The 25,740-nt window shown below is 68.5% G+C and carries 17 protein-coding genes and 3 pseudogenes; 7 read left to right on the top strand and 13 right to left on the bottom strand.

All coding sequences use genetic code 11. The features are described from left to right. Window positions 1–188: 188 nt before the first annotated feature. Window positions 189–638, bottom strand: a pseudogene (locus ABIE67_RS35035) (hypothetical protein); the annotation flags it as partial. A gap of 346 nt (window positions 639–984) precedes the next feature. Between ABIE67_RS35035 and ABIE67_RS35030 the strand changes: the two are divergent. Beyond that, window positions 985–1,776: a polysaccharide deacetylase family protein gene (locus tag ABIE67_RS35030; protein ID WP_370265446.1), complete on the top strand. Its 792-nt coding sequence runs from the start codon at window positions 985–987 to the stop codon at window positions 1,774–1,776. A gap of 186 nt (window positions 1,777–1,962) precedes the next feature. Here the strand turns inward: ABIE67_RS35030 and ABIE67_RS35025 are convergent, their stop codons facing one another. From ABIE67_RS35025 to ABIE67_RS34990, 8 genes are all read right to left on the bottom strand, one after another. After that, a complete protein-coding gene (locus ABIE67_RS35025; RefSeq protein ID WP_370265444.1) occupies window positions 1,963–2,607 on the bottom strand; it encodes a hypothetical protein in 645 nt (214 codons plus the stop codon). A 26-nt stretch (window positions 2,608–2,633) separates the two neighbouring features. Continuing rightward, on the bottom strand, window positions 2,634–2,897 hold the full coding sequence (locus tag ABIE67_RS35020; RefSeq protein ID WP_370265442.1) for an STAS domain-containing protein: 264 nt from the start codon (window positions 2,895–2,897) through the stop codon (window positions 2,634–2,636). Window positions 2,898–3,338: 441 nt separating this feature from the next. After that, the gene (locus ABIE67_RS35015; protein WP_370265440.1) at window positions 3,339–3,596 is read right to left on the bottom strand and encodes a hypothetical protein; all 258 of its coding nucleotides are present in this window, start codon (window positions 3,594–3,596) and stop codon (window positions 3,339–3,341) included. A gap of 5 nt (window positions 3,597–3,601) precedes the next feature. Then, window positions 3,602–4,201: a DUF5994 family protein gene (locus tag ABIE67_RS35010; protein ID WP_370265438.1), complete on the bottom strand. Its 600-nt coding sequence runs from the start codon at window positions 4,199–4,201 to the stop codon at window positions 3,602–3,604. 865 nt (window positions 4,202–5,066) lie between these two features. Next, window positions 5,067–5,195, bottom strand: a complete 129-nt coding sequence (locus ABIE67_RS35005; protein WP_370265436.1) for a LacI family DNA-binding transcriptional regulator — start codon at window positions 5,193–5,195, stop codon at window positions 5,067–5,069. An 83-nt stretch (window positions 5,196–5,278) separates the two neighbouring features. Further along, window positions 5,279–5,572 (bottom strand): putative quinol monooxygenase, encoded by a 294-nt coding sequence (locus tag ABIE67_RS35000; RefSeq protein ID WP_370265434.1) that lies wholly within the window; start codon window positions 5,570–5,572, stop codon window positions 5,279–5,281. A 15-nt stretch (window positions 5,573–5,587) separates the two neighbouring features. Next, entirely contained in the window at window positions 5,588–8,146 is a 2,559-nt protein-coding gene (locus tag ABIE67_RS34995; RefSeq protein WP_370265432.1) for a GH32 C-terminal domain-containing protein, read from the bottom strand. 220 nt (window positions 8,147–8,366) lie between these two features. Next, the gene (locus tag ABIE67_RS34990; protein ID WP_370265430.1) at window positions 8,367–9,329 is read right to left on the bottom strand and encodes a carbohydrate kinase; all 963 of its coding nucleotides are present in this window, start codon (window positions 9,327–9,329) and stop codon (window positions 8,367–8,369) included. Window positions 9,330–9,554: 225 nt separating this feature from the next. Between ABIE67_RS34990 and ABIE67_RS34985 the strand changes: the two genes are divergently transcribed. The 5 genes and pseudogenes from ABIE67_RS34985 to ABIE67_RS34965 form a co-directional block, all read left to right on the top strand. Beyond that, window positions 9,555–10,571, top strand: coding sequence for a sugar ABC transporter substrate-binding protein (locus ABIE67_RS34985; RefSeq protein WP_370265429.1), 1,017 nt, complete (start codon window positions 9,555–9,557; stop codon window positions 10,569–10,571). Window positions 10,572–10,773: 202 nt separating this feature from the next. Continuing rightward, window positions 10,774–11,787, top strand: a complete 1,014-nt coding sequence (locus ABIE67_RS34980) for an ABC transporter permease (protein ID WP_370265427.1) — start codon at window positions 10,774–10,776, stop codon at window positions 11,785–11,787. Then, window positions 11,784–12,620 carry an ATP-binding cassette domain-containing protein gene (locus ABIE67_RS34975; protein WP_370265424.1) on the top strand — a complete coding sequence of 279 codons (837 nt, stop codon included), beginning with the start codon at window positions 11,784–11,786 and terminating at the stop codon, window positions 12,618–12,620. Before ABIE67_RS34980 ends, ABIE67_RS34975 begins: the two co-directional genes overlap by 4 nt. Before the next feature lie 76 nt (window positions 12,621–12,696). Then, complete coding sequence (locus ABIE67_RS34970) at window positions 12,697–13,728, top strand: LacI family DNA-binding transcriptional regulator (protein WP_370265423.1); 1,032 nt, start codon at window positions 12,697–12,699, stop codon at window positions 13,726–13,728. Window positions 13,729–13,786: 58 nt separating this feature from the next. Then, a pseudogene (locus ABIE67_RS34965) lies at window positions 13,787–14,290 on the top strand (hypothetical protein); the annotation flags it as partial. A 114-nt stretch (window positions 14,291–14,404) separates the two neighbouring features. On the opposite strand, the pseudogene ABIE67_RS34960 reads toward ABIE67_RS34965, so the two are convergent. After that, window positions 14,405–14,713, bottom strand: a pseudogene (locus tag ABIE67_RS34960) (discoidin domain-containing protein); the annotation flags it as partial. On the opposite strand from ABIE67_RS34960, the gene ABIE67_RS34955 reads away from it, so the two are divergent. Further along, window positions 14,683–15,039 carry a LysR substrate-binding domain-containing protein gene (locus tag ABIE67_RS34955; RefSeq protein WP_370265422.1) on the top strand — a complete coding sequence of 119 codons (357 nt, stop codon included), beginning with the start codon at window positions 14,683–14,685 and terminating at the stop codon, window positions 15,037–15,039. The pseudogene ABIE67_RS34960 and the gene ABIE67_RS34955 overlap by 31 nt on opposite strands. 108 nt (window positions 15,040–15,147) lie before the next feature. Here the strand turns inward: ABIE67_RS34955 and ABIE67_RS34950 are convergent, their stop codons facing one another. The 3 genes from ABIE67_RS34950 to ABIE67_RS34940 all read right to left on the bottom strand — a co-directional run bounded on the left by ABIE67_RS34950 (window position 15,148) and on the right by ABIE67_RS34940 (window position 25,588). Further along, window positions 15,148–15,789: a hypothetical protein gene (locus tag ABIE67_RS34950; protein WP_370265420.1), complete on the bottom strand. Its 642-nt coding sequence runs from the start codon at window positions 15,787–15,789 to the stop codon at window positions 15,148–15,150. A gap of 593 nt (window positions 15,790–16,382) precedes the next feature. Then, window positions 16,383–16,964: a hypothetical protein gene (locus ABIE67_RS34945; protein ID WP_370265418.1), complete on the bottom strand. Its 582-nt coding sequence runs from the start codon at window positions 16,962–16,964 to the stop codon at window positions 16,383–16,385. Window positions 16,965–17,029: 65 nt separating this feature from the next. Further along, window positions 17,030–25,588, bottom strand: a complete 8,559-nt coding sequence (locus tag ABIE67_RS34940) for a DNRLRE domain-containing protein (protein ID WP_370265416.1) — start codon at window positions 25,586–25,588, stop codon at window positions 17,030–17,032. Window positions 25,589–25,740: the final 152 nt, after the last annotated feature.

Here is a 25,740-nt window from a genome sequence, read left to right as displayed (position 1 = left end):
TCTCATCGGTCCCGGGGTGGCGCCCAGAGCTGGTCCAGGACCTCGTGGGGTACGACGCCGAAGCGGCCGTCGGGGTTGAGGTCTCACCTGGCTGTCGCGGGCCAGGGAATGCCGCCGGCGCCGGTCGCGTACCGGGCAGAACAGAACGTATGCGGTGGAGGTGACGGCGAAGCCCAGGCGGATCAGACCGCGGGCCGCGTCATAATGGTGAACCCGGCCGCGGCGAACGACTGCGGGGCACCGAGCAGAAACGGCAGCCAGACCACCCCGACCAGAGCCGCGCACCACAGCCCCGCGCGCAGCCACCGCCCTCTCGGCAGTGCGAGCAGCAGCGGCAGGAAGGCCGGCGCGGTCGGTTTGGAGTCCATGGCCAGGGCCAGGAAGATGCCCGTCGCGGCAGCGTCACCGCGGGTGAGGGCGCGGACGGCCAGGGCCGTGAAGAAAAGCGCCAGAACGTCATCGAGGTGGCCGAAACGGACGGCGACCTCGATCCACATCGGGATGAAGGCCAGTCCCGCGATCAACACCCGCTGCCGCAGCCGCTGGTGATTGGTCCCGGTGCCCAGGAAGTGCCAGGCGGCGCTGCGTCCGGCCACCACCAGGATCGTCAGACCGAGCACGGACATCACGCCGGCGGCGGGGCTGTTCAACCCCTTTCCCGAGCCCGTCGGGCAGTTCCTGGCCGCCGTACCGGGAGGAGGGACCAGGAGTGTCGGCCGTCAGCCGGCGGATCTGGTCGCCCTGCACGGTTCCTCAGGTCACGCGCTCGCGCCCCTCATTGAGATGGCTGGAAGGCAGGGCAGGTTCTCTCGGCGACCCGATCCGGGCTTCGGCATGGGAGTGAGGCGCAGCCCCGCTGGTCCGCCGAGCCGGACAGGTCTCCTCGCGGGATTGTCCGTGATCGGTAACAGACGGATCCTTCGCCCGCCTTACTCCCTCTTGCCGGATGCACAGGCCCCACAGCGACGGCGAGGAACAGAAGACATGGTGCGAAGTGGCGGACGGGGATGGTACGGCAAGGTGCTGGCGGCGGCGCTCGGAGTGACCGCGGTGGCCGCGGCGACCTCGTTCTGGAGCGCGCAACTCGGTTCCACCGGGGGACGGCCCGCCCAGTCAGGCGTCTCGGCGCCCGCCGCCAAGTCGCCCACACAGCAGGGCCGGAAGACGACACCCGTATCGGCGGAAATCGCGCATGCCTCGGACGGGGGTGCCCATAGCGTCAACATCACCATCGACGACGGACCGGACCCCGTCTGGACACCACAGGTCCTGCAGGTGCTGCGGGACAACGGCGTGAAGGCCACGTTCTGCATGGTGGGCACGCAGGCTCGCGCACACCCGGATCTCGTCAAGCAGGTGGTGGCGGCCGGGCACCTGCTCTGCGACCACACGGTTTCGCACGACGTCACCATGGACCGCAAGTCCGAGGCCTACCAGTCACAGCAGATCCTGGACGCCGAACGCATGATCACCGAGGCGTCCGGCGGCGTCCGCCCGCTGTACTACCGGGCCCCGGGAGGCGCCTTCACCCCCTACAGCCGCCACCTCGCCGCATCCCGTGGCATGCGCCCGCTCGGCTGGAACATCGACTCCAAGGACTTCGAACGCCCCGGCACGAGCACCATGGTCGCCACCGTCAAGAACGAGATCTCCAACGGCCCGACCCTCCTCTTCCACGACGCGGGGGGAGACCGCTCCCAGACGGTGGCCGCGCTGCGCGAGGTTCTGCCGTGGCTGAAGGAGCAGGGGTATTCCTTCGGCTTCCCGGTGCGCTGATCGCGGCGGGCCTTTCCAAGTCGCCGGTGCCTTCGAACCTCGCGTCGAAGCAGGCGTGGTCTCCGGCCGACCACGCAGTCGCCGGCAGCCCGGACCATCCGCGCGGCATCCCATGAAGCCGCAGGTCAGCCGCGCTTGCCGGTCTCCGGACGGCTTCCATGTCATGCGCCCTGCCCACGTTGGTCGTCAGTCGGGCCGTTGGGTGCGGTTCTCATGAGCGAGGCCGTCCGGGCGGGCAGGTGTGCGTGGGCCGAGGGGAAGGACCAGAGCCCGCAGCAGCACAGGGGCCGACGGACTGAGGACCATGGAATCCGGCGGCCGACGGATCGCCCCGATGTCGTGCCACCCCCACGACAGGAAGGCGCCGAGGGCCGGAGCGTCGGCTTGGTCGACCAGTGTCGCCCCGAGCGAGGCGTGGTGGTCGGCGAGCAGGCGTTGCTGGAGCCTGCGGGCGAGGCCGTGGTCGTCCGTATGGGGATGCACCACGATCTCGGTGATCGCGAAGACGTGCCCGGACGCGGTGAGCTGTTCGACGCTCTGTGGAAGGGTTCCGTCGAACCCCCTCCACCAGGTCCCCTCGCGCGGTACGGGGAATCCGTAGGCACACCCGGCGAAGGCCGTGTCCTCCGCGATCAGCAGGGCGAATCCGGCCCGCCGTATGTCGCCGGTGAGCCGCCGCAGAAACGCCTCCCGGTCTCGGTATTCCTGGCCTGCCCGCGCGCGTGAGGACTCCACGTACAGGTCGGCCAGGTCCTCCCGCAGGGTCTCGGCCTGCCAGCGGTTCAGTCGGCGCAGACGTACCGCGGGAGTCGATGTGCTTCCCCCGGCCACTGGCGGCTCCCGGCGGAGCGGACCCGTCACGGTGCACCGCCCGCGGCAGCGGGAACCCGGCGCGGCGGTGGCCGAACCGCGTGGAGCTCGAGGAAGGCGTTGAGTCCGCTGGCGTCGCAGAAGGTGACCGCCGTGAGATCCACGTCGGCGGCGCGGATGCCGTCGCGCACGCATGCGGCCAGTGCGGCGCGCACGAACGGGACGGTGGTGACGTCGATCTCTCCTGCGAGGGTGATCAGCGCGCGAGTGGTGTGGTCGTGCCGGTGGACGTTCAGTTGTGGGTGGCCCATGGCTCCTCGGTTCGTCGTACGAAGTACCCGTCGGAAAGTGCCGCGTGGCGGGGCCGGTCCGGCAACGGGGGTTCGCGAGCGCGGCGGCGGATGGCGGACCGGTCGTCCGGGATGCGCGCCATGGGATCGGACGGAAGGTCCGCGCCCGGCGGGCATCGTGTCCTGAAGGGATGCCGCCCGAGGCCCGGACGGCTTTGTCGGAAGCCTGGTCGGCGGACCGGGCCGGCGGGTCGGAGAATCAGTCGACCGGCCGACGATCGGCTTCGGGCGGACCACTCGTCGGTCTCCTTGGCTTGGTGCCGTCCCCGAGCCCGGGCAGCCCGGCTCGGAGGCACAGGACACGGGAAGGCCCCGGCCTGTCGTGTGCGGTGCGGCGGCCGGGGTCCTGGGCTGCGGTCTGTGCTTTCAGTTCGGTCGGTGCTGTCAGTTGGGTCGGTGCTGTCAATTCGGTCGGCTCGGTCTGTTCGGTCGGCTCGGGCCGTCCTCACGAGGGGCACGGCGGCGTGCGGTGCCGCTCGCTCCCGACCGGCCGCGGGCCTTCCGCGGAGCCAACGGGTCCGGTCCCGGGACCGGCATCCCGGAACGGCCGTAGTGGAAGGCGGCGATGCGCTCACTGTGCTGCAAGTTGAGCAAGTGGATGAGGAGCACCCCGAAGGCGATCACCGCAAGGACCACGACCACGGTCACGAATGTCTGCATGATCCTCACCTCCCCATCGGCTGAAGCGGCATCCCGGCGGTCACGGTCGGGATCCGGGGACGTGCGGCCGGATCGCGGGCCTCATGGCCTCCTTCGGAGTCCCAGACCGCTTCCACGGCCCGGTCCGTCTCGGACACCCTCCGAAGGCGCGCCGCCTCCTCCATCAACCGGCTGGCGGTCGACATGCCCAATGGGTCACTCGCGGCGGCCATCAGCCAGGCGGCCGAGACGGGAGCCGTCTGCGGCGGGACCACCAGGAGGTTCCAGCGGCCCATGCCGTACGAGAGCAACAGCAGTTCGTGCGGGTCCTGCTCGGCCAGGAACCAGCCCACCTTCACCACGTGCCCGGCGACGGGCACCTTGCGCGGTACGACCGGCCAGTGGGTGGGATTCACCGTGACCCGGGTGATCCGCCCCCACAACGGATCCAATACGGCCGTGAGGGAGGGGAGTTCGGCCCGGAGATCGCGGGAGCGGGGCCACCATGCGCCGTCCAGCAGAGCCGGTGCGGGGCCGGTGGGAGCGAGCGACAGACGGGGAGACGACGAGGAGAACGCACGGTCATCGGCTTCGGCTGTCGGCGGGAGGGAAATGGTCGCAATCATGACGCGAACCCTGCCCCGGGCCGGTCATGACCGGCCCGGCGTATTCAATCGCCGAAAACGACACGAGCCTGGAAGCCTGTGCGCGAAGTATCCTCGGTGATTTCAGCCTACTCCTCGGACAGGCCCGACGGACCGTTCGGTCAACGGAGAAAAGGTCCCATACGTCCCTGCACGAGGCCTGCGTCCCAGAGGCAACGTCCGAACAGGCCGTTACGCGACGACGACCCTTGCGACTGCCCTTGAGACCCCATGCCTCAACGGTGGACGCGTGGTTGCGGTCGACCGTGAGATGCTGTGCCGCTCCCCGGCCGTCGGCGAGTGCCGAGCCGTCCAGCATCCGCCAACGGCCCTCTTGTCGCCAGACGATTGACGATCTGCTTGACGACGGCGTACTCGGTGGCGTTGCCGGCGTTGTGGGTCCACAGGGTCAGGTGTTGCCATCGGCTCCCGAGCCGGCCGCGGGGCCACCGCCCCCGCAGCCCGCGCCCGGCGTCGCGGCGGTCAGCGCGGCTAGACTCGACACCGCGAGGCGCCTGGTTCTCGATTCCACGGGTTCCTCCGATTCACTGGGCACGGTCCTGCGAGACCGTGCCGGCTGCCGTTGATGCGGCCGCCTGTATCGGTGGTGCTTCGCCCTCTCGGGGTCAGAGTCGGGGGGCGAAGCGACCGATGCCCGTGCCACCAGCGGGCACGGCAGCATTTCCTGGGCGACCGGACCAGTCCCCCGGTCCGGGGCTCCCGTGAGCGCGAGCAGCTGCACGACGGCTCGCGCCCCCGTCTCGTAGTGCGGTCCCAGGTGCTCGACCGCTTCAGCCCCAGGCCACGGGCCAGTCCGTTGGGCGCGTATCCCAGCTGCCGGGTCCGTTTACAGGACGCGCTGCCGGGTCTCGGGGTTGATCCGCTTGCCCTCGACCTCGTTGAGGATGTGGGAAACGGTCGTGACCGAGACTCCGGCGGCTTCCGCCACGTCCTTGATGCCGATCCGCCCGCCCATCGCGGTGCCCAATCGTTTTGGCCGGTGAGTGCGGGATGAGATTGCGCCGAGGTGGGGCCCATTCCAACGTCTCGTAGACGCCGTCAAACGAGCGGATCCAAGAACGTCAGCACGGAGGCGTCCTCCTCGATCAGCGGGGTGAGGGCGGCGTTGAAGGGGCCGCCGTACGGGGCGTTCAGGTGCGCCTGGAAGGCGGCCTCGTCCCGGTACACCTCGAAGATCCAGAAGGCGCGCGGGTGGGCTGCCTTGGTGTAGACGTCGAAGGCGATGTTGCCTTCTTCCTCGCGCACCTTCAGGGCGTAGTCCCCGATCATGCGGGCGACCTCGGCCTCCGCTCCCTCGCGGGCGGTGAACTCGGCGAGCAGGGTTTTCTTCATGGTCTCGTGTCCTTGTCAGTTGTGGGCGGAGTCGAGGTGCCAGACGACGGCCTGGTCCAGCTTCACCGAGCCGTTCTCGGCGAAGACCTGCACTCCCTGGCCGGCGGGGTCGGGGAAGATCTGGTCGGTGATCACGGCCTCGCCGCTGCCGCCGAAGACCTCGACGGACGACCAGTCGACGAGGATCCGCAGCTTCACCTTGCCGTCCTTGGCCTTCAGCGGTGCGGTCTGGACGCCGGGGAAGGTGCTGTTGAAGTCCACGGCGCCGGAGCGGGTGCGGTCGACGTAGAGCTCCTGGGTCGTGGGGTCGTAGCCGATGACGGTCTCCTCACCGCCTGCGCCAGTGCGCACCTTCAGGCCGAAGCGTTCGGCGTCCTTGAGGGAGAAGGTCGCCTCGATGTCGAGGGCCTTGCCCTGGGCCGCGGGACCGATGAGGGGCTGGACGGTGTTCTTGACGGTGACCCCGGTCGCGGACACCGGGTCCCGCCGCAGGGACGCCACGCTGTTCACCGGCTTGCTGGTCAGCCGGATCCGGCCGTCGATCGTACGCAGGGCCATCTCCCGGGGGATGCTCTGCGCGCCGCGCCAGGGTGAGGTGGGGATGGCGCCGCTGTAGTCCCAGTTGTTCATCCAGCCGATCATGTAGCGCTTGCCGCCCGGGGCGTTCTCCCAGGAGACGGCCGCGTAGTAGTCCTTGCCGTAGTCGGCCCAGTCGGCGCGCTGTACGACGGACTTGGCGGGGGCGTCGGCGGCGGTGAACCGGTCGGCCAGGATGTGGCCCCAGCCGGCGGTGTTCATGTCGACGACCTGGATCCGCGCCTTCTTGTCGGCGTAGGGACGCAGGTCGAAGGAGGCCCAGTCCAGGGTCTCGCTGTTGGCGCCGGTGGCGCTGCGGACGACCTGGCCGTCGACGACCAGGTTGACGGACGTCTCCTGGGAGACGGGCTGGGCCTTGATGTCGGACAGCATGATGTGGTCGACGTTGATGTGGCCCCAGCCGCCTGTGTTGTCGTCGACGATCCTGATCTGCGCCTTCTTGCCGGCGAGGTCCTTGACGTCCCAGGAGGCCCAGTTGAGCGCCTCGCCGTCCTTTCCGGTCGCGCTGCGCACCACCTGGCCGTCGACGAGGAGCTCGACGGCGGTGGGGTTGTCGGAGCCGGTGGGGTGGTTGCCGCCGCCGACGAGGAGGTTGACGTAGTCCTTGTCGATGGTGAATTCCGGCGAGGTGAGGGTGCCGGTGGTGGAGTCGCCGTTCAGGTAGCTGTTGACCAGGCCGCTGCCCCGGAATCCGGAGACTTCCTGCTGGTTGGGGAGGGTGCCGGTGGCCGGTGCCGAGCCGAAGGCGTCTCCGGTCGTCGTCCAGTCGCCGTAGCTGCCGCCTTCGAAGTCGGCCAGGACCGTCCCCGCGGGCGGGTCTCCCTGCTCCAGGAGCGTCCCGGGCTCGTGCGGGTGCCGTCCGCCACCGACCTTGAAGTTCAGGTAGCGGCTGTCGACGGTGAACTCGGGCGAGGTGAGGATGCCGGTGGCCGCGTCCCCGCCGTGGAAGCTGTTGGCGAGACCCTTGCCGTCGAAACCGTCGACGGTCCCCTGTCCGGCCACTGCCCCGGCCGCCGGTCCGTCGCCGAACGCGGCGCCGGTGGTCGTCCACGCACCGAAGTCGGTGCTCTCGAAGTCCTGCATCACCGTGCCGGTGGGCGGGGTGTAGGTGCCCTTGTCCTCGGCGGTGAACTTCTTGCCGTCGAAGTCGCCGATGAAGTACTGGGCGGCCGAACCACCCGCGATACCGCCGGGGTTGATGTTGACGACGAGGACCCACTTGATGTTGTTCTTGTCCCCGTCGACCGCGAGGGGGAACAGGTCGGGGCACTCCCACACGCCACCCGTCGCACCGGCCGGCCCGAAGTCGCTGAGCAGGTTCCAGTCCTTGAGGTTCTTCGACGAGTAGAACCGCACCTTGTGCTCGGTGGACAGCGACACCGTCATCAGCCAGCTCTTGGTCGGCTCGTACCACTGGACCTTGGGATCGCGGAACTCCCTGGAGCCGATGTCGATGACGGGATTGCCCTGGTACTTGGTCCAGGTGCGGCCCCGGTCGGTGCTGTAGGCGAGCGATTGGGCCTGGATGCCGGTGTCCTTGTGGTAGCTGGTGTAGATCGCCACCATGGGCGGGTTCTTCCTGGTGCCGAACCCGGTGGTGTTGTTCCGGTCGACGACCGCGCTGCCGGAGAACACCATCTCCTCGTCGTCGTGCGACAGGGCGAGCGGCAGCTCCTTCCAGTGCACGAGGTCGGTGCTCACCGCGTGCCCCCAGGACATGTCGCCCCACGAGTTGCCGTTGGGGTTGTACTGGTAGAAGAGGTGATACTCGCCCTTGTAGTACACGAGGCCGTTGGGGTCGTTCATCCAGTTCCTCTCCGGGGTGAAGTGGAACTGGGGCCGGTAGGTCTCGGAGTACGGCGAGATGTCCGCGGCGACGGCCTGGGGGGCGAGCGGGGCTGCGGACAGGGCGCAGACGGTCGCCACCGCCGCGATCATCCGTATTCGGGCATGCCGGGATACACGTTCAGAGCTCATGGGTCTCCTGTGCCGCGGCCGTCCGCGCAGCGGAGCCTGATGCCCGGCGCGGAACCGACCGAAAAGTGACGCCTTCTCGGCGCCGTCGTCCACGATGCCGAGAAGGGATGTCATCGTTGACTTGTGTCATCGATGACATCGAGTGGCCCGATGATGGACGCAATCCGGCCGACGCGTCAACGGTTCGGCCGTGATGTCCGCTGCGCGGCCCGACTGTCCGTCAGGTGCGATCGGCCGTGGCGAGCTGCTCCAACTGGCTCTGCCACGGGGGGTTGGGGCCGGCGACCGAGCAGGTCAGGGCCGCGACCCGGGTGGCGAACCGGCAGGCTTCCGCGACGTCGTCGAGACGGATTCCCGTCAGCCGGCCACCGAGCAGTCCGCGGGCGCCGAGGTGGTGCAGCAGCCCGGCCGTGAAGGAGTCCCCCGCCCCGACCGTGTCGGCGACGCTCGTCGGCACGGCGGGCACCTGGATCCGTTCGCCATCGAGCGAGGCCAGGGCGCCGTCGGCGCCACGTGTGATCACCACGAGCCGCACCCCGGCCGCGTGCCAGATGTCGCACGCCTCCTCGGGCGGCGTGCCCGTCAGCAGCAGTTCCAGGTCGTCCTCGCTCAGCCGGAGCACGTCCGCGAGGGCGCACCAGTGCGCCAGCCGGGCACGGTAGACGTCGGGGTGCACCAGCAGCGGCCGGACATTGGGGTCGATGCTGATGGTCGTGTGAGGGGCGGCCGCCGCCAGGAAGTCCTCCACCACCGCCGCCCCGGGTTCCTGGACCAGGGCCAGGGATCCGGTGTGCACACAGGCGGTGTCGGACAGGTCCACCCGCGCCAGTTCCTGTGCCGTCCACTGCCAGTCGGCCGTGTTCTGCGCATGGAAGGAGAACGCGGCCTGCCCCTGGGCGTCCAGCTCCGCCACGGCCAGCGTGCTGGGCTCCGCGGCCGGGACGGCGCTCGACAGGTCCACCCCGGAGGTCTCCAGGTGGGCGCGGAACAGGCGGCCGAACACATCGCCCGACAGCCGCGCGAGGAAGCGGGCCGGGGTGCCGAGGCGGGCCAGTGACACTGCCGTATTCGCAGGTCCGCCGCCTGGCAGCACGCGCAGGGCGAGTTCGTTCGAGGTGCTGGCGGGTTCGGCGAACGCGTCCGCGACGCACTCTCCCAGGACGGTGATCTGACGCGGGCTCATGGGCTGCTCTTCTCTGCGAACGTACGAGCAAAAAGCGGGCACGGAACGGGCGGCCGCAGGGGGCGTTGCGGACTTGTGACGCGTGCAAGGCATTGACGTTTCCGGGAGCCGGAGTCCATCATCCTCGCCATGCAGTGTCAACGATGACATAAGTCAACGATGACACCCCGGGCGGCATGCTCTGACACCCACCCCGTGCCGCTCGCCACACCTCAGGAGTCGAACATGCCTCGCACCACTCGTCTGTCCTCCTCCCTCCTCAGAGCGGCCGCCGTCACGGGCGTCGCGGCCCTCACCCTGACGGCCTGCGGATCCGGCTCCGGTTCGGACTCCACGAGCACCGGCTCGGGCAGCGTCAAGGTCGGTCTGATCACCAAGACCGACACCAACCCGTTCTTCGTGAAGATGAAGGAGGGCGCGGAGAAGGCCGCCAAGGAGAACGGCGCCGAACTGTCCACCGCCGCAGGCAAGTTCGACGGGGACAACGCCGGGCAGGTCACCGCCATCGAGAACATGGTCGCCGCCGGTGTGAAGGGCATCCTGATCACTCCGAGCGACTCCAAGGCGATCGTGCCCGCGATCGAGAAGGCCAAGGCCAAGGGTGTTCTGGTCATCGCCCTGGACACCCCGACCGACCCGGAGAGCGCGGTCGACGCCCTCTTCGCCACCGACAACCTCAAGGCCGGCGAGCTGATCGGCGAGTACGCCAAGGCCGCCATGAAGGGCAAGACGGCGAAGATAGCCGCCCTCGACCTCGCGCCGGGCGTCTCCGTCGGCGTCCAGCGGCACGAGGGCTTCCTGAAGGGCTTCGGCGCCACCGACAAGGATGTCGCCTGCGCCCAGGACACCGGCGGCGACCAGGCCAAGGGCCAGACCGCCATGGAGAACTGTCTCCAGAAGGAACCCGGCATCAACGTCGTCTACACGATCAACGAGCCGGCCGCGCTGGGCGCGTACACCGCGCTGAAGGCCAAGGGCCGGGAGAAGGACGTGCTGATCGTCTCCGTGGACGGCGGCTGCACGGGCACCCAGGCGGTCAAGGACGGCAAGATCGCCGCGACGTCCCAGCAGTACCCGCTGAAGATGGCCGCCGAGGGCGTCAAGGCCGTCGTGGCGTACGCCAAGGACGGCAAGAAGGCGTCCGGTTACACCGACACTGGCGTCACTCTGATCACCGACAAGGCGCAGGACGGGGTCACGTCCAAGGACACCGCCTACGGCCTGGAGAACTGCTGGGGCTGAGCCGCCCCCGACGACCGTACCTTCGCCGCCTCCACCTTAAGCGGGGCGGCCGGCCCTTCCTCCCCGACCGTGGGGACGGCCGCCCCTCGTGCCCTTGTCCTCCGACCTCTTCGATTCCTCCGGTTCCTCCGGCGCCTCCCACGAGGACGGACAGGGACGGACAGGGACGGACAAGGACTCTGTCTTCCGACAAGGACTCCGCATGACCGCCACGTCCACGCCTCCGAGCACGTCCTCGCCGTATGCCGAGCTCAAAGCGCCGACCACGGCCCGCAGACTGCTCACCGCACCCACCACCGGCCCGCTGGCCGCCCTTCTCCTGGCCTGCGCCTTCTTCTCCTTCTCGACCGAGCAGTTCCTCACGGGCGGGAACTTCTCGCTGATCGTGCAGCAGGTCATGGTCGTCGGCACCCTCGCCATCGGCCAGACCCTGATCATCCTCACGGCGGGCATCGACCTGTCGTGCGGCGCCGTCATGGCCTTCGGCAGCATCATGATCGCCAAGATGGCCGCCGAGGGTTCCCTGCCCCCGCTCGTCGCCATCGCCGTGGGCATCGCCGTGTGCGGCGGATTCGGGCTGCTCAACGGGTTGTTGGTGCAGAAGATCCCGCTGCCGCCGTTCATCGTCACCCTCGGCATGCTCAACGTGGCGTTCGCGCTGACCCACATCTACTCCGAGGAGCAGACGGTCACCAACCTGCCGGGCCCGCTGACCGCGCTCGGGGAGACCTTCCCGCTCGGCCACACCGACATCACCTACGGCTCCCTGGTCACCATCGCCCTGTTCCTGCTGCTCGCCTACGCGCTCAGCAGCACCGGTTGGGGCCGGCACGTCTACGCCCTGGGCAACAGCCAGGAAGCGGCGCGGCTGAACGGCATCCGTACCTCCCGCCTGACCATCGGCGTCTACACCGTGGCGGGTCTCCTCTACGGCCTCGCCGCCCTGCTGCTCATCTCCCGCACCGGAGTGGGCGACCCGCAGGCCGGCCAGACCGACAACCTCGACAGCATCACCGCCGTGGTCCTCGGCGGCACCAGCCTCTTCGGCGGACGCGGTTCGGTCCTTGGCACCTTCATCGGCGTCCTCATCGTCGGTGTCTTCCGCAACGGTCTGCAGCTGATGGGCGTCGCCTCCATCTACCAGACCCTGATCACCGGTGTCCTGGTGATCCTCGCGGTGACCGTCGACCAGATCTCCCGGAAGAAGGCCCGATGAGCACCACCTCTTCCCCCACGCCCGTGCTGCAGGCCCGCGGTCTGGTCAAGCGCTACGGCCATGTCACCGCCATCGACGGCGCCGACTTCGACCTGATGCCCGGCGAGGTCCTCGCCGTCATCGGGGACAACGGCGCCGGCAAGACCAGCCTGATCAAGGCCCTCACCGGTGCGGTGGTCCCGGACGAGGGCGAGATACGCCTCAACGGCAAGCCGATCCAGTTCTCCGGTCCGCAGAGCGCCCGCGCCCACGGCATCGAGACGGTCTATCAGGACCTCGCCGTGGCCGCCTCCATGGACATCGCCTCGAACATGTTCCTCGGACGCGAGCTGCGCCGCCCCGGTGTCCTCGGCAGCGTCTTCCGCATGCTCGACAAGAAGCGCATGCGCCAGGAGGCCGCCGAGCACATGGCGGACCTGAAGATCGGTCTGCGCTCGCTGACGCAGGCGGTCGAGACGCTCTCCGGCGGACAGCGGCAGGCCGTCGCGGTCGCCCGTTCCGTGGCCTGGGCCCGCAGTGTCGTCGTCATGGACGAGCCCACCGCCGCCCTCGGCGTCAAGGAGTCGGGTCAGGTTCTGGACCTCATCCGCCGGGTCCGCGACAAGGGCATGCCGGTGGTCCTGATCAGCCACAACATGCCGCACGTCTTCGAGATCGCCGACCGGATCCACGTCCACCGGCTGGGCCGGCGCGCCGCTGTGATCAAGCCGTCCGACTACTCCATGGCGGAGGTCGTGGCCATCATGACCGGCGCGCTCACCGTCGATGCGGCCGGAGGTACTGTCGTAGCCGATTCCGAGGCCGCGAAGGCCGCGGGAGTCCAGGCCAACTGACGACAGGACTGCAGCACTCACAGGTTCCGGCCGAGGCCGCGGCCGGGACCGACGAGCACAGGAGACCGTTTCCTCCATGGCAGCGAACCGCCGCCCGACCATGGCAGACGTCGCCCGAGAAGTGGGCGTCAGCGCCAAGACCGTCTCCCGGGTTCTCAACGAGGACGGATACGCCTCGGAGCAGACCAGGGAACAGGTTCTCGCCGCCGTGGCCAAGCTCGGCTTCCAGCCGAACCTGATGGCCCGCAACATCCGGGTGGGAGGGCCCGACACCACGATCGGACTGGTCATCCCCGACCTGGCCAACCCGTTCTTCGGAGCCGTGGCCAGGAGCATCGAGGACACGGTCCGCGACCGTGGCCTGACCTTGCTCGTGGGCTCCTCCGCGGACGATCCCGACCGCGAGCGCTCGTTGACGGACAAGTTCCTCGCACGCCGCGTGAGCATCCTCATGGTCGTGCCCTCCGTCGGCGCCGACCACTCCCATCTCAAGGCCCCCCGCACCGCGGGCCTGCCCGTGGTCTTCATCGACCGCCCCGGCGCGGGCCTGGCCACGGACAGCGTCGTCAGCTCCAACCGGGACGGCTCCCACGAGGGCGTCGCCCATCTGATCGCCCACGGACACCGGCGCATCGGCTTCATCGGCGACCTCCCCACCAAGCTCTACACCCGCCGCGAACGCCTCGCCGGCTACCGCGCGGCCCTGCAGGAAGCCGACATTCCCTACGATCGCTCACTGGTCGCCAGCGCACACGACCAGCAGGGGGCCGAGGCCGCGACCTCGAAGCTGCTCGACCTGGCCGATCCCCCCACGGCCCTGTACGCCGGCAACAACATCATGGCGCTGGGAATAGTCGCCCAACTCGCCCGCAGCAAGCGCAAGGACGTCGCCGTCGTCGCCTTCGACGACGTCTCGCTCGCCGAGGCCCTCGAACCGGCCCTGACCGTCGTCGCCCAGGACCCCGAGGAAATCGGCAGAACAGCGGCGACGGCCGCCCTCGCCCGCCTGGACGGCGACCGATCCCGGGCACGGACCATCACCGTCCCCACCCGCCTGATCGTCCGAGGCTCGGGCGAGCAGCCGGCGCTCGGCACACGGGAGGCATGAGCGGGCCGCCCCTCGCCTTCGAGGCCCGCCCGATCTGAGCAGGACACCGCGTCATCCGAGGGCGCGCGGCCCATGCCGCGCGCGCGGCTGCTGGACCTGGTGGGATATGTCGCAGTCGCCGCAGACCGCCGGTGCCGCCGCCCGGCACCAGCTCCAGGAGATCGCGGTGCACAGCTACGACGCCCAGATCACCGCGGGCGCCCCGCAGCCGCTGCCGGACGAGGTGGCACTCGACGGTGTCGACGAGTGCCTGTCCACCTGCTGCCCCGCGACGAGCGCCTGGCCGCACAAGCCCGCTGTCGTCGACTACCACGCCACCGAGGGCCACTCCTGGCGCCTCTCGCTCTCCGCCGACGGCGCACGGGCCACCCGTCTCCCCAAGCCCGGCGCAACGGCCGCCACCGCTGCCGGCCAGGACCCGGACGCGGCCGACGCCTCCGCCCGGGGCACAGCCGGTGAGCTGGTCCTCACCCTGTACGGCCGTATTCCGGTGGACTCCCTGAAGCTCGACGGCGACCGACATCTCTTCGACCTGCTTCTGGCCTGGGAGCCGGAGGAGTAGAACGCCGGTCGTAAGAGGGCGAGGGCCCCGGGCGAAGACGGAGACGTCGTGGAGGGACCACCAGCTGCCGGAGCTCGTCTTGTTGACCACTCGGATGTAGCGGGAGGTGGTGGTGGGCAGCAGGATCCGGGTCACGGTGCTGCCGGGGCCGGTGGCGATGGGCTGGCCCCAGTCGGTGCCGTCGTCGGAGGTGTACACCTCGTACTGGCGGGCGAAGTCGCCGGACGAGGCGCTGATGTCCAGGACGACCTGATCGAAGGTCCGGGTGGAGCCGAGGTCGAGCTGGAACCAGTCGCCCGGTCGCATGCCGTGGCCCAGGCTCCAGCGGGTGGCCGCGTCACCGTCGACGGCCTTGGCCGGCGGGTCGTCCGAGCTGCTCGCGGACGCTGTTGGTGGCGGACCTCGCGGGCGCTCCGTGGGTATGGCTGCACCGCCATATCTCGCCCGACTACCACGACGCCATGGCGACCCTGTGCCGAGCCGCCGGCTTCAGCCCCGTCCCGACCCACTGGGCACGGTCGGTGACCTCACAGATCGCCATGGTCGAATGCGGCCTCGGCGTCACCGTCGTGCCCGCCGCGGCGGCGTCCGCGTCACACCCCGCCGTCCGCTTCAGACCCCTCCGTCACGCGCCGGCGACCATCGAACTCACCGCCATGACCAGATCCACCCCCGGTGCGCTGGCCGAACGCCTCACCGCCATAGCGACCCAACTGACCACAGCGCAGGCGCCGCCACCGCACAGCTGACCGCCAACGACCCTTCGGGAGCGCCCTCCCCGACTGCCGCAGTACCCACGACGTCGCCGGGATCCCGGAACGCAACGCGGAGCGGTCCGGTGGAAGACCGGGGCGCGGTCATACCGCGAACGTCCAGCCCTTCTGTCCGGCCGTCGCCTCCTTGGCGCGGGCGAGGAACTCGGGGGCGGTGCGAGGCTCGGCGGGGGCGGCCTGCGAGCTCCGGGCGGTGCGCCGTGCGGACTCGCCGGGCTTCCCCTCGTCCGTCGAGTCCGCGAAGCCGGTCAGCGCGGCGGCGAGGAGCACCGCCAGTGCGGCGGAGGTCCTGCTCACTCGGCGGCTCCCCCTGGCCCGACCGTGCAGCGTCAGATAGAAAGTCTGGAGCGATTCCCCGGGTCCGCCGAGGTCGAAGCGGTTGCGCACCTTGCCGAGCGGGTTCCAGACCCGGCCGTCCGGCATCCGCACGCCGACCGGCTGGCCGAAGTAGCCGCGCTGGTCGGTGTCGAAGTCCACCCACACCGCACCTGCGCGGCGCACGAGCACTTCACCGACGTAGGCGCCGAGCCCGAACAGAGTGTCCCGCACCTGCTCGCGCTCGGCCCCGCCCTTGCGTAGCCCGTCGATCAGGAAGTCCACGATCCGCAGGCTGGCCACGGAGTAGTCCAGCGGCAGCCGGTTGCGGGCGGTGACACGGGCGACGAACTCCGCGGCGCACGACCGCATCACTTCGACCCCCGGGTCGCGTCCGTCCACTGGGCTCACGGGCCCCACCCTTCGCTCGGTCAGTCGGGAGCCCTGCTTCCGGCACTCCCGATCGATCAAGCGGATGTCGCGTCATCAACATCACGGGTCACAGACGTGTTGATCGACACACAGGAAAGTCACGAGAGGCATACAACCTTCTGGACTCTTGTCCGTCGGTGACGGCGTGGGGCCGTGACCGACGGAGGCAGCACAGCGGCGAGCGCCGCTGTCGTCCTGCTCAGCCGGGACCGCACCACCGGCTGCCGTTGGCGACATGCCACCGGGACCGGGGATACCACCGCGTTCATTTTCAGGGTCAGGTCCCTGCCCTTGAGACAAGCCAGCAACCATTCGCTGAACGTCATCTCGTAGAGAGTCCAGGCCGGACTGTCGAACTCCCGGCGTCGCCACCACTACGGCCCTTCGGGCACCTTGAGCCGATGCCGGTCTGGGAGTTGACCACCGTGCACGAGAGGGATGTCGCGTCGCGATGGTCCTCGTATCCGTCCTTGAGCCGGTGAACGCCGAGCGGACCCTGTTGGCCGGCGGGTGCTTTCGATCACCCCCCGACAGGTGTGGGCCGGGCCGGAGCCCGGCCCACACCGGTTGCGTCAGCCGAAGGACATGCCCGCGAACGGATCCGGTCCGCCGGTCCACGGGTCCAGGCCCTGTTCGATGCGGCGCCGCTCCTCAGCTTCGTTGAGGAAGAGGGCGGAGCCCGCACCCCAGAAGGACTCGTCCCCGAGCGGGCAGTCGTCGAATTCCGCTCGTATGACACGCACGAGGAACTCGACCACTCCACAGTCGTAGCGACGCCACAGGTTGTCGTTCCTGTTGTACACGAGCAGGGGCCAGGTGGCCGGGTCCTCGGCCGAGGCGTCCCAGCACAGGATGTCGGCCGCGCAGGAGACCCCCCACGCGATCAACACCGGATCCAGGCCGGCCGCCTCAGCGGCCTTCGGGATCCTGCCCCAGGCTCCCTCGGCGTTGGCCGTTTCGTGGATCATGCCGCCGTAGGGCGAGGCAGGTGGTTCCTGCCTGTTCTCGGGGGCGACGATCCCCAGGCAGTCCTCGACTCCACCCGCTCCGTAGGAGTCGATGAACCGGCGGTAGTCAGAGGGGAAGGCCCTTCCCCACGACTGTTCCACGCGGCCCCAGTCCACCGAGGTGTCGCTCTCGGCCGTACGGGGCATGAGGCGCTGAAGCGTCTCCCACGCCGACATACTGCTGTCCCTTTCTGCTGCTGTACCCGATCCGGTCATGGCGTACCTCCGGTGGGAACCTGCCGCCCGGTGTTCTGGTCGTTGAACATGCCCAGGTTCCGGCGGTTCAACAATGTGTTGGACACGAAGGCGTCGATCTGGATCCCTGTGGATCCGTCTGGATTCGTCCCATAGGCGGATATCCGGAATCCGGTGGACACGGTCCGGCGCCCACTGTACGTCGGGGTCACCTGGTAGTAGACGGCCTGTCCGGCGTCGACCGCGGCCCGCACCTGGTTCTCGTAGTTCTTCATATTGTTGGCCCCCTGCTGGGAGCCCGTCTGCCAGTCGTTGGCTCCACGGGCACAGGTCGCAAGGTTTTCGAGCTGGGTGCCCGAACCGCTCAACTGCTGACCGAGGAGGTGGCAGGCGTTGATGTTCGTCTTGGCCGGGAGACCGAAGTGGAAGGCGGTGCGACGGGCCCACTGATATCCGGGCGGTGCGACCACCTTGACATTCGTGTCGCTGCCCTCGTGAGTGTCGAGGTACGACTCGGTGAGGCAGGCGGTGACGCCGGTGGAGCGGTTGCCGTTCTTCGCGTCCAGGTCACCGTGCTTGACCCAGCCGCCCGAGCCGCTGCTGCAGTCGCCCCCGGTCCGGGTGTCGTCCTTCGGCGCCGGCCCTCGCGGCGTCGGCTTGGGCTCCGGCTTGGGCGCTTCCTCCTCCTTCGACTCGTCGGACGTGTCGTCGGAGGTGTCGTTCGCCACCTCGGTGGCGACGTAGGCCACGGCGGCGACGACGACCACCGCTGCCACCACCGCGACACCGACCGGGCCCAGCGACAGCGCCGGCATGGCCAGGGCGAACCAGTGCCCGTCCAGTTCGACGTTGCTGGTGGGGTTGCCGCCGGTGAAGGCGTAGCGGTTGCCGGTGAACGGGTCGGTGCCGAGGCCCATGTCCGCCAGGGCGCCGTTGTACATGTCCCGCGAGGTGAACCGGTTCAGGCCCGGGTCGTAGTCGCGGAAGCCCATGTCGTAGGTGCCGGACTTGGCATCCCACCGCTTGGCGTTGTAGCGGTAGGGGTTGTATGCCTCCTTCGTCGGGTCGGCGGCGTCCGGCTTGTCGATGCCGGTGAACTCGTCCGTGTCGTCCGAGCCGTAGGCGGTGTAGCCGTAGGTCGCCTTTGTGTCACCGGTGCCGGTGGTGAGGGTCTCGACGTCGCTCTGGCTGTTGTAGCCGTAGTGCGCGTCCTCGCTCGTCCCGTCGCTGTTGTGCTTGACCATGGAGAGCCGCCGGCCCCACGGGCTGTACTCGTAGGACTTGGTCAGCGCCCCGGCGACCTCTTCGTTCAGTACCTCGTCGGACATGCCGAGGTACTGGTAGTCGGTGGTCTTGCCGTCCGCGGTCTTGGCCGTGGTGCGGTCGAGCGGGTCGAACGTGTAGGTCGTCGACTTCATGGTGCCGTCGGCGCCCCGTTGCTGGGACTCGACGACGTGGTCGAAGCCGTCGTACACGTTGCGGGACTGGATCTTCCCGTCGGCGGTGACGGACTCCTGCCGTCCGAAGGGGTCGTAGGTGAAGTTGGACGGCACTCCGTTCGTGGTGGAGGTCTGCAGCCGGTTGCGGTCGTAGGTGAAGTTGGTGGACTCGTTCTTGACCGTCTGGCTGACGACGTTGGCGTTGTCGTCGTGGACGTAGCTCTCCGTGCCGGCTCCGGTGCCGGTCTTCACCGCCTGCGCCAGCCGGTCGGCCGGGTCATAGGTGAGGTTGGTGGTCGAGGAGAGGTACGCCGTGTGGTTGTCGGCGTTCATCTTCTTCGCCACGTCCTGCGCCAGGTTGCCGTTGGCGTCGTAGGCGTAGGTGTGCGAGGAGACCAAGGTGCCGTTGGGCTTCTTCTCGGTCTGGGTCTTCGCCGTGCCGTCCCGGTAGTAGGTGTGGTCGACGGTGTTGCCGTTCGGCTTCGTCTCCCGCAGCGGCAGACCGCGGTCGGTGTACGTGTACGAGGAGACATTCGGGGACGGGTCCGTGGCGGAGTCGCCGATGGAGACCGTCTTGACCAGCTCACGCAGGTCGTACGTGAACTTGGAGTGCTGGTCGGGGTGGCTGATCGTCTCCGGTTGGCCGTTGATGTCGTACGAGTAGGTGGTGGCCTTCTTCTCCTGTCCGGCCAGCGCCTCAGTGACCTTCTGGACCTGGTTGAGGCCGGTGTAGGTCAGCGTGTACGCGTCGATCCTGGCACCGGACGAGGTGTCGTCGATCGACGCCAGGTTGCCGTTGAGGTCGTAGGCATAGGTGAAGGTGTGCTTCTCGTTGTCGGTGTCGCCCGAGTTGTCGCGTACCAGCTTCACACCGTCGGCGACCACGGCACCGCCGCTGTTCTGGAACAGTTGCAGCTTGGCGGAGTTGCCCTGGGTGAAGGTGTGGGAGCCCAGCGGGATCCAGGTCCCGGCTCCGGTCGCCTGGCTGATCGTCTTGTCGGTGGCTCCCGAGGCGTGGGTGATCGTGTACTTGGCGGACGTGGCCGCTCCTGACACCTGCGGGTACTTGACGTAGACGGTGTAGGTGCCGTTCCTGGGGATGTTCAGCGTCCACGTGAACGCGTCGGTCCCGGCTCCGGCGGCGTGGACCTGGTGGTCGTGGCCCTGCTGCCCGGTGGCACTGGCCTTGGTCCAGGTGCCGGTCGAGCCGGTGTTCTGGGTGTCGGAGTTGTCGACGAGGGGGACCGCGGTGCCGACCGGGACGCCGTCGTCCGTCTTCGACTTGAGGCGGCCGTTCGGGAAGTAGCTCCAGGCCATGGTGCGGTTGAAGGAGCCTCCGGCCGAGGTCAGGGTCCGGGCGGTCTGCTGACCGACGTCGTTGTAGTCGTAGGTGGTGGTGATGTCCCAGGGGTCCGTGGACGACTTCAGCCATCCGTTGTCGAAGTACTCGTAGGTGGTGTCGTTGCGGACGCTCTGGCCCTCGGACGGCGGCAGCGAGGTCTTCGCCACCCGGCCGACCTCGTCGTAGACCGTCTCGGTGTAGACGTTCGGGTCGTTGTAGCGGGCGTCGCCGGGGGCGTACGGCTGGTACTGCCTGGTCGGCCGGTTGAGGGGGTCGTACTCGGTACGGCTCTCGAAGTCGCCCGCCGTCGCGGTCTCGGTGCCGCGCGGGGTGATCGTCTTCGTGACGTTGCCGACCTGGTCGTACTCGGTCCTGGCGACCCGGTAGGTGGTGCCCTCGTGCGGCACCTTCACCTCGGTCTGCTTGCCGCGCTCGTCGTAGGTGACGAACGTGGTGTTGCCCTCCTGGTCCGTGGTCTCGACCGCCAGGCCGTCCTTGTCATACGTGCTCGACGTGAACTTCCCGGTAGCGTCCGTGACCCGCACGACGCGGTGGTTCAGGTCGTACTCGCTCTTGGTGGAGTAGTCCGTGGTGTCGGCGGTCGCGTTCTTCTTGGGGTCGATGACCGTGACGGCGTCGCCGACGTTGTTGTACTGGTAGACGACCTTGTCACCGGCGGCGTTGACCACCGAGGTCAGCTGGTAGATCTCGTTGTAGTTGCTGGTGGTGAGGTAGTCGTCCGGCACGGAGGTGGTCGCGGTGCCCTTGGGCTCGGTGACCGTCTTGACGTTGCCGACCTTGTCGTAGGTGTAGGCCGTGGTGCGTTCGGGAGCCGTCGGCGAGTCCTTCGGCGCGGTCGCGGAGATGACCTGGTCCGCGGCGTCGTACACCGCCGTGGACACTGCGCCGTTGGGCGCCGTGACCTTGGTGGCGTTGTTGTTGGCGTCGAACTCCGGGGCCGGGGTGGTGATCAGCGCGGCCTCGTCCTGGTCCTTCGGCACGGTCGAGACCAGCGGACGCCCGAAGGTGTCGTAGTCCTGCGTGGTCGTCTTGCCCCGCGCGTCGGTGACCTCGGTGACCTGACCGCGCGCGTCGTACACGTACGAGGTGGACCTGTTCAGTGCGTCGGTGATCCTTGCCGGGTAACCGGTCGGCCCGAAGTCGCTGTTCGTGGTCGCATTGCCGTTGGCGTCGATGGCCTTGGTCAGCTGCCCGTAGGAGTCGTACTCGTACTTCGCCGTGTAGTCGTCCGGCACCGAAGTCGTCGCGACACCCTTGGGATCGGTGACCGTCTTCAGGTTGCCGAAGGTGTCGTAGCCGAACTGCCAGGCGCGGCCCTCGGGGGACGTCTTGCGGAACAGGTCCGCCGAGTAGCCGTCCGCGCGGGTCTGGTACTCGTACTTCGCGGCGTTCGCCGGCCACTTGGAGGTGTCCGTCACGCAGGTCGTCGTCTGGTCCGGCACGCCGGCCTTGTTGTTCTCCGCGTCACGCTGCCAGAGGGGGTAGCCGGTCTTCCGGTCGTAGCAGTACGCGGTCTTCGCCCCGTTGTCCTCCTCCAGGTACGTGACGTTGTTGTCGGCGTCCCAGCTCGTCCTGGTGATCTGGGACTTGGCGTTGGTCAGCTGGACCGGGCGGCCGAAGTCGTCGGTGACGTACTTCGTGGCGTGCGTTTCGGCGTCGGTGACGGTGGTGTCGGTGAACTTGGTGTTCGTGGTGTTCGCCGCGTACGCGAAGCCCGTGTCACCGTCAAGGCGGTCGTTGATGGTCTTGGTCCACCAGTGGTACTTCGGGTCGTCGCCCGCCTGCGGCGCGTAGTACGCCAGGTCGGTGCCGTTGCCGCGCGGGTCGGTGGCCTTGACCAGCTTGACGTTCTTGTTGCCCTGAGTGGCGTCGTAGGTGAACTTGAACACCTTCGGCTGGCTGGAGCCGTCACCGTCGGTGAACCGGCCGAGCAGTCCCTTCGTCGTGTAGAAGAAGGAGATCTTCCGGACCGGCAGACCAGAGACGGACCCGGAGATGTCCGTGATCGACTTGACGTGGTCGTAGATCTTCGAGTTCGTCAGGTTCGAACCCGTGACCTTGGCGCCCGTGTCGTCGATGTAGTCGTACGACGCGTCGCCCTTCCTGTAGTACTCGACCCGCAGGGACTGCCGGCCCGCAGGGTCGGTGATGTACGTGAGGAACTTGGTCGGCTTGTTGTTGGACTTGCGCTCCTCGTACGTGTACGTCTGCGTGTTGCCGTTCTTGTCCACGGTCGACGTCAGATAGCCGTCGCAGCCGAAGAAGAAGCGCGTGCCGTCCGGGCGCAGGAGTGTCCACGCGTCCGGCACCGGGTCCTTGTTCGGGGTGCAGTCCAGGCCCGCCTTCATGGTGATGCGGTAGTGGACACCCGCCGGGGCCTTCCACGTGCCGTCGGCCTGCTTGGTGAAGACGTGCGTCGTGCCGTCACCGTCCGGCAGACGGATCTCCGTGGCGTTGGCGTTCGGCTTCGGGTGGAATTCCAGCGGGGCACCCAGCCGGATGGGCCCGGCCAGCTGCGCCGACCAGCCCGCACCCGACACGGTGTCGGAGGTGTCCAGCGAGTTGTACGCGAACCGGGCGAACGTGGTCAGGCCGCGGCCGGGGTTGCTGAACGCGTTGTACGACCACACGCTGTTGCCCGACGCCAGGTTGTTCATCACCGTCGAACCGGCGCCGGTGTTCTTGCCGGTGTAGGAGTAGAACTTCTCCAGGCCGAGCGTGTTGGAGGTGGGGTCCTCCACCGCCACGTTCTGCTTCAGCGACGCGATGCTGCCGGTCCCGGCCGACAGCCAACTGCCGTCGGAGACCTTCCTGACGTCCCAGCCGAGCACGTACTCGGTGCGCTTGCTGCCCGAGTCGGAGTTGATCGGCGTCTTGACCTGCGCCTGGATCGTCGCCGACTGGCCGGGCGACAGCGCCGGTATCGCCGTCGACAGCTGGTTGCCGCCGGTCGTCACGTCCGTACCGTCCGGCAGCTTCCAGGTGTAGGACAGCTGCCGCTCACCGCTCGCCCATGCACTCGACGTGGTGTTGGTGACCGTGAAGTCCACCGTGTAGGTGGAGTTCGGCGTCATCCTGGCCGGCGTCTGCGGCGCGTAGTAGGTGTCCTCGGTCGTGGAGTCGACGTAGATCACCCGCAGGAGCGGGCCGAGCTGGTAGTCGGGTGCCTCCGAGGCCAGGAACAGGGTGCGTTCCTGCGGGCCGGTGGCGGATTCGTCCTTCAGCCTGACCATCGCGCCCTTGTTGCTGCTCGGCGTCTTGATCCAGCCCTGGGTGAGCGAGGTGGCGTCCCACCAGTGGCGGCCCACCTCCGAGACCTGCGCGACGGTGTCCGACACGGTCGCCGAGTAGTCACCACCCGGCGTCGTCCACGCGGTGGTGGAGTTGGCGTTGTTCCAGGTGGCGGTGGATTCGGCGAAGTCCCGGGTCAGACCGTGCAGTTCGTAGACGGCGCCGTTCGTGCCGGTGGTGGTCTCCGCGCCCCACATGAACAGGCGTGACTCCAACACCGTGGCCGTGGCCGGAATGTCGGAGGTGGTGAACTTCATCGCCGCGCGGGTCTTGCCGTAGGTGGCGGAGTTGTTGCCCACGCTCAGCCACTTCTGCCCGACGCCGAAGGACTGGATGGCGTCCTGGTTGGTGGTCGGCTGCGCGGACGACAGGGTCGTGTCCGTCACCCCGGACGTGCCCTGGATCAGCCGCATCGTGCGGCCCGCCTTCGGTACGCCGACGATGCGGGTCGGTGAGCCGAGCAGCTCGCCGCTCTTGGTCTTCACCGCCAGCTGGTAGTAGTACGAGCGGCCGATCTCGTTCGCCGAGGAGTCCGGGGTCGGTGTCGCGGTGGTGTCCGTGTAGCTGGTGGCCGCCTTGTCGACCGGCGCGACGAGCGTCGCGGCCGAGGGCGTGAACGCCTGCTGCGTGGAGCGGTGCAGCTGGTACTCCACGATGTCCAGACCGCTGTCACCGGTGGTGTTGGAGTACGTCTTCCACGACAGCTCCGGGCCCGTGCCGTGGATCACCGTCGGCGAGTTCAGGGCCGTGCCGACCTTGCCGTAGGTGACCGTCAGCCGCGGGATCGTGGAGGTCTCGCCGCCGTAGTCGCCGTCGCCGGCCTCATAGCGCGGGCCGCCGGGCAGGGCGGTGGACTCGTTGGTCGCCTTCAGTACGAAGCCGTGGTTGGTGGCGGTGCCGTCCAGCCACTGCTGGACCGTGTCCGTGACCGGGAACCTGTGCCACTGGTTGTATTCACCGGTGTTCTTCACGATCGACGCCGGGTTCACCCAGCGCACCGCGTCCGCGATCACCGCGGTCGAGGCGTCCGTGTCGCCGAGGACGACCTTGCCGGCCGTGCCCTTGGCGAAGTCGATCTGCGAGCCTCCGTTGAGGGAAGCCCACACCCCGCCCGAGCCGGCCGTCTGGTCCACGGTGTAGGTGGCCGTGCCGGCCTGTCCGGTCACCGTGTGCGGGGCGGCGGTGGAGCGGTCCGTGGCGGTCACATAGTGCGCGTCCACCCGGTAGGAGGCGGCCTCCGGGATCCTCGGCTGCCAGGTGTAGGTGTCGGTGGTGATCGAGTCCTTGTTGTACAGGTAGTCGCCGTCGATCCCGTACGTCTGCGACCCCGGCTTCCACGAGCCGACCGCCGCCGTCGTCCCGGCGTCCCCGTCGTCCACCTGCACACTCGTGCCGGACAGCTCACCCACCAGCGCACTGGTGTTGGACCAGGTCGCCGTCGACTCGGTCCACGCGCCCGTCGCCCGGTAGGCCCCGATGGTCACGTCGTTGGCGTTGGTGGTGTGCGCCTGGTCGAAGTACATCTCCAGGCGCGCGGTGTCGATCCGCGTGCCCGAGGGGATCTCGCTCAGCGGGAACTTGATCAGCGACCGGGAGGCGCCCGTCTCGGTGTTGCCCGCCGACAGCTTCCAGCTGGTGTTGAAGTTCACCGACGGCTGGTCCGACAGGACCATCGTGTCCTGGGAGTCGGTCGGCGACGGCGCGATGGTGATCGTCGGGTCGATGACGACCGGGTACTGCCGTTCCTTCGCTGACAGCCACTTCGCGTCCGGCGTGACGGTCAGCTTCCAGGAGTCGCCGTCCTTGGTGAGCTTCTGGGTGACCTTGGTGCTGTAGGTCCTGCCGAAGACGGACTTCTCCGCCTTCTTCGCGTCCGTCATGTACGGCGCGGGGATGACCAGCTCCGGCGTGTGCGGCAACTCGCCGTACAGGGCGATCGAGCCGTCCTTGCGCGCCTTCGGTATCAACCCGTCGGTGTCGAGCGTGAAGGTGAACCTCACTGGCCCGTCGGGACGTTCGGCCAGGGTGATGTTCTCCTTCACCCGGCCCGGACCCACCACGTACTGAAGGACCGCGCCCTGTGTCGCGTCCTTGTACGTGACCGTGGAGCCCTTGGCCGTCGGCTCGAGGCCCTCGTCCTTCACGCCGTCGAGGCCGAGGGTGACCGAACGGCCGCTCGGCGAGGCGAAACGCACCAGCCGGTCGGCGTCGTCACCGAACCAGGTACGTCCGTTGTTCGTGGTGTTGGCGAACGCGAAACCCTTGGCCTTCGTACCGCGCACGGCGGTGTCGATGGATTTCCAGGATGCCTTCTTGCCCGTGCCGGAACGGTACGACGTCGGCACCGCCGACAGCTCCGCCTCCACCCGGCCGTCCGACAGCTGCCAGAAACGAGAACTCGCCGTCCGCCGGCCCTTCAGCTCCTTGACCCGCTTCGCCTTCGGAGCAGCTTTGCCCTTCGGCAGCTTCTGCCGATCGGCCATTTCCAACTCGTCATGCGACGGCGGCTTTGCCAATTCCCCGCTATCGTCGTCGTCATCCGCGAACCAGCTCTTGACGGTGTCGACAATCCCCTTGTCATCCCCGTCATCAGCGGGTGCCGCATACGCCACCTGGGGCAACGCGGTGCTCGTCA

The sequence above is a fragment of the Streptomyces sp. V4I8 genome, assembly GCF_041261225.1.
Classification (GTDB): domain Bacteria; phylum Actinomycetota; class Actinomycetes; order Streptomycetales; family Streptomycetaceae; genus Streptomyces.
This window is presented reverse-complemented; position numbering and strand designations above follow the sequence as displayed.

Excerpts from the sequence above, each read along its gene's own strand:
- ABIE67_RS35030 (WP_370265446.1), top strand. The coding sequence starts at position 985 with ATGGTGCGAAGTGGCGGACGGGGATGGTACGGCAAGGTGCTGGCGGCG.
- ABIE67_RS35015 (WP_370265440.1), bottom strand. The coding sequence starts at position 3,596 with ATGCAGACATTCGTGACCGTGGTCGTGGTCCTTGCGGTGATCGCCTTC.
- ABIE67_RS34970 (WP_370265423.1), top strand. The coding sequence starts at position 12,697 with ATGGCAGCGAACCGCCGCCCGACCATGGCAGACGTCGCCCGAGAAGTG.
- ABIE67_RS34975 (WP_370265424.1), top strand. The coding sequence starts at position 11,784 with ATGAGCACCACCTCTTCCCCCACGCCCGTGCTGCAGGCCCGCGGTCTG.
- ABIE67_RS34980 (WP_370265427.1), top strand. The coding sequence starts at position 10,774 with ATGACCGCCACGTCCACGCCTCCGAGCACGTCCTCGCCGTATGCCGAG.
- ABIE67_RS34995 (WP_370265432.1), bottom strand. The coding sequence starts at position 8,146 with ATGAGCTCTGAACGTGTATCCCGGCATGCCCGAATACGGATGATCGCG.
- ABIE67_RS35020 (WP_370265442.1), bottom strand. The coding sequence starts at position 2,897 with ATGGGCCACCCACAACTGAACGTCCACCGGCACGACCACACCACTCGC.
- ABIE67_RS35000 (WP_370265434.1), bottom strand. The coding sequence starts at position 5,572 with ATGAAGAAAACCCTGCTCGCCGAGTTCACCGCCCGCGAGGGAGCGGAG.
- ABIE67_RS34945 (WP_370265418.1), bottom strand. The coding sequence starts at position 16,964 with ATGCCCCGTACGGCCGAGAGCGACACCTCGGTGGACTGGGGCCGCGTG.
- ABIE67_RS35010 (WP_370265438.1), bottom strand. The coding sequence starts at position 4,201 with ATGATTGCGACCATTTCCCTCCCGCCGACAGCCGAAGCCGATGACCGT.
- ABIE67_RS34985 (WP_370265429.1), top strand. The coding sequence starts at position 9,555 with ATGCCTCGCACCACTCGTCTGTCCTCCTCCCTCCTCAGAGCGGCCGCC.
- ABIE67_RS34990 (WP_370265430.1), bottom strand. The coding sequence starts at position 9,329 with ATGAGCCCGCGTCAGATCACCGTCCTGGGAGAGTGCGTCGCGGACGCG.
- ABIE67_RS34940 (WP_370265416.1), bottom strand. The coding sequence starts at position 25,588 with ATGGCCGATCGGCAGAAGCTGCCGAAGGGCAAAGCTGCTCCGAAGGCG.
- ABIE67_RS35005 (WP_370265436.1), bottom strand. The coding sequence starts at position 5,195 with ATGGGCGGGCGGATCGGCATCAAGGACGTGGCGGAAGCCGCCGGAGTC.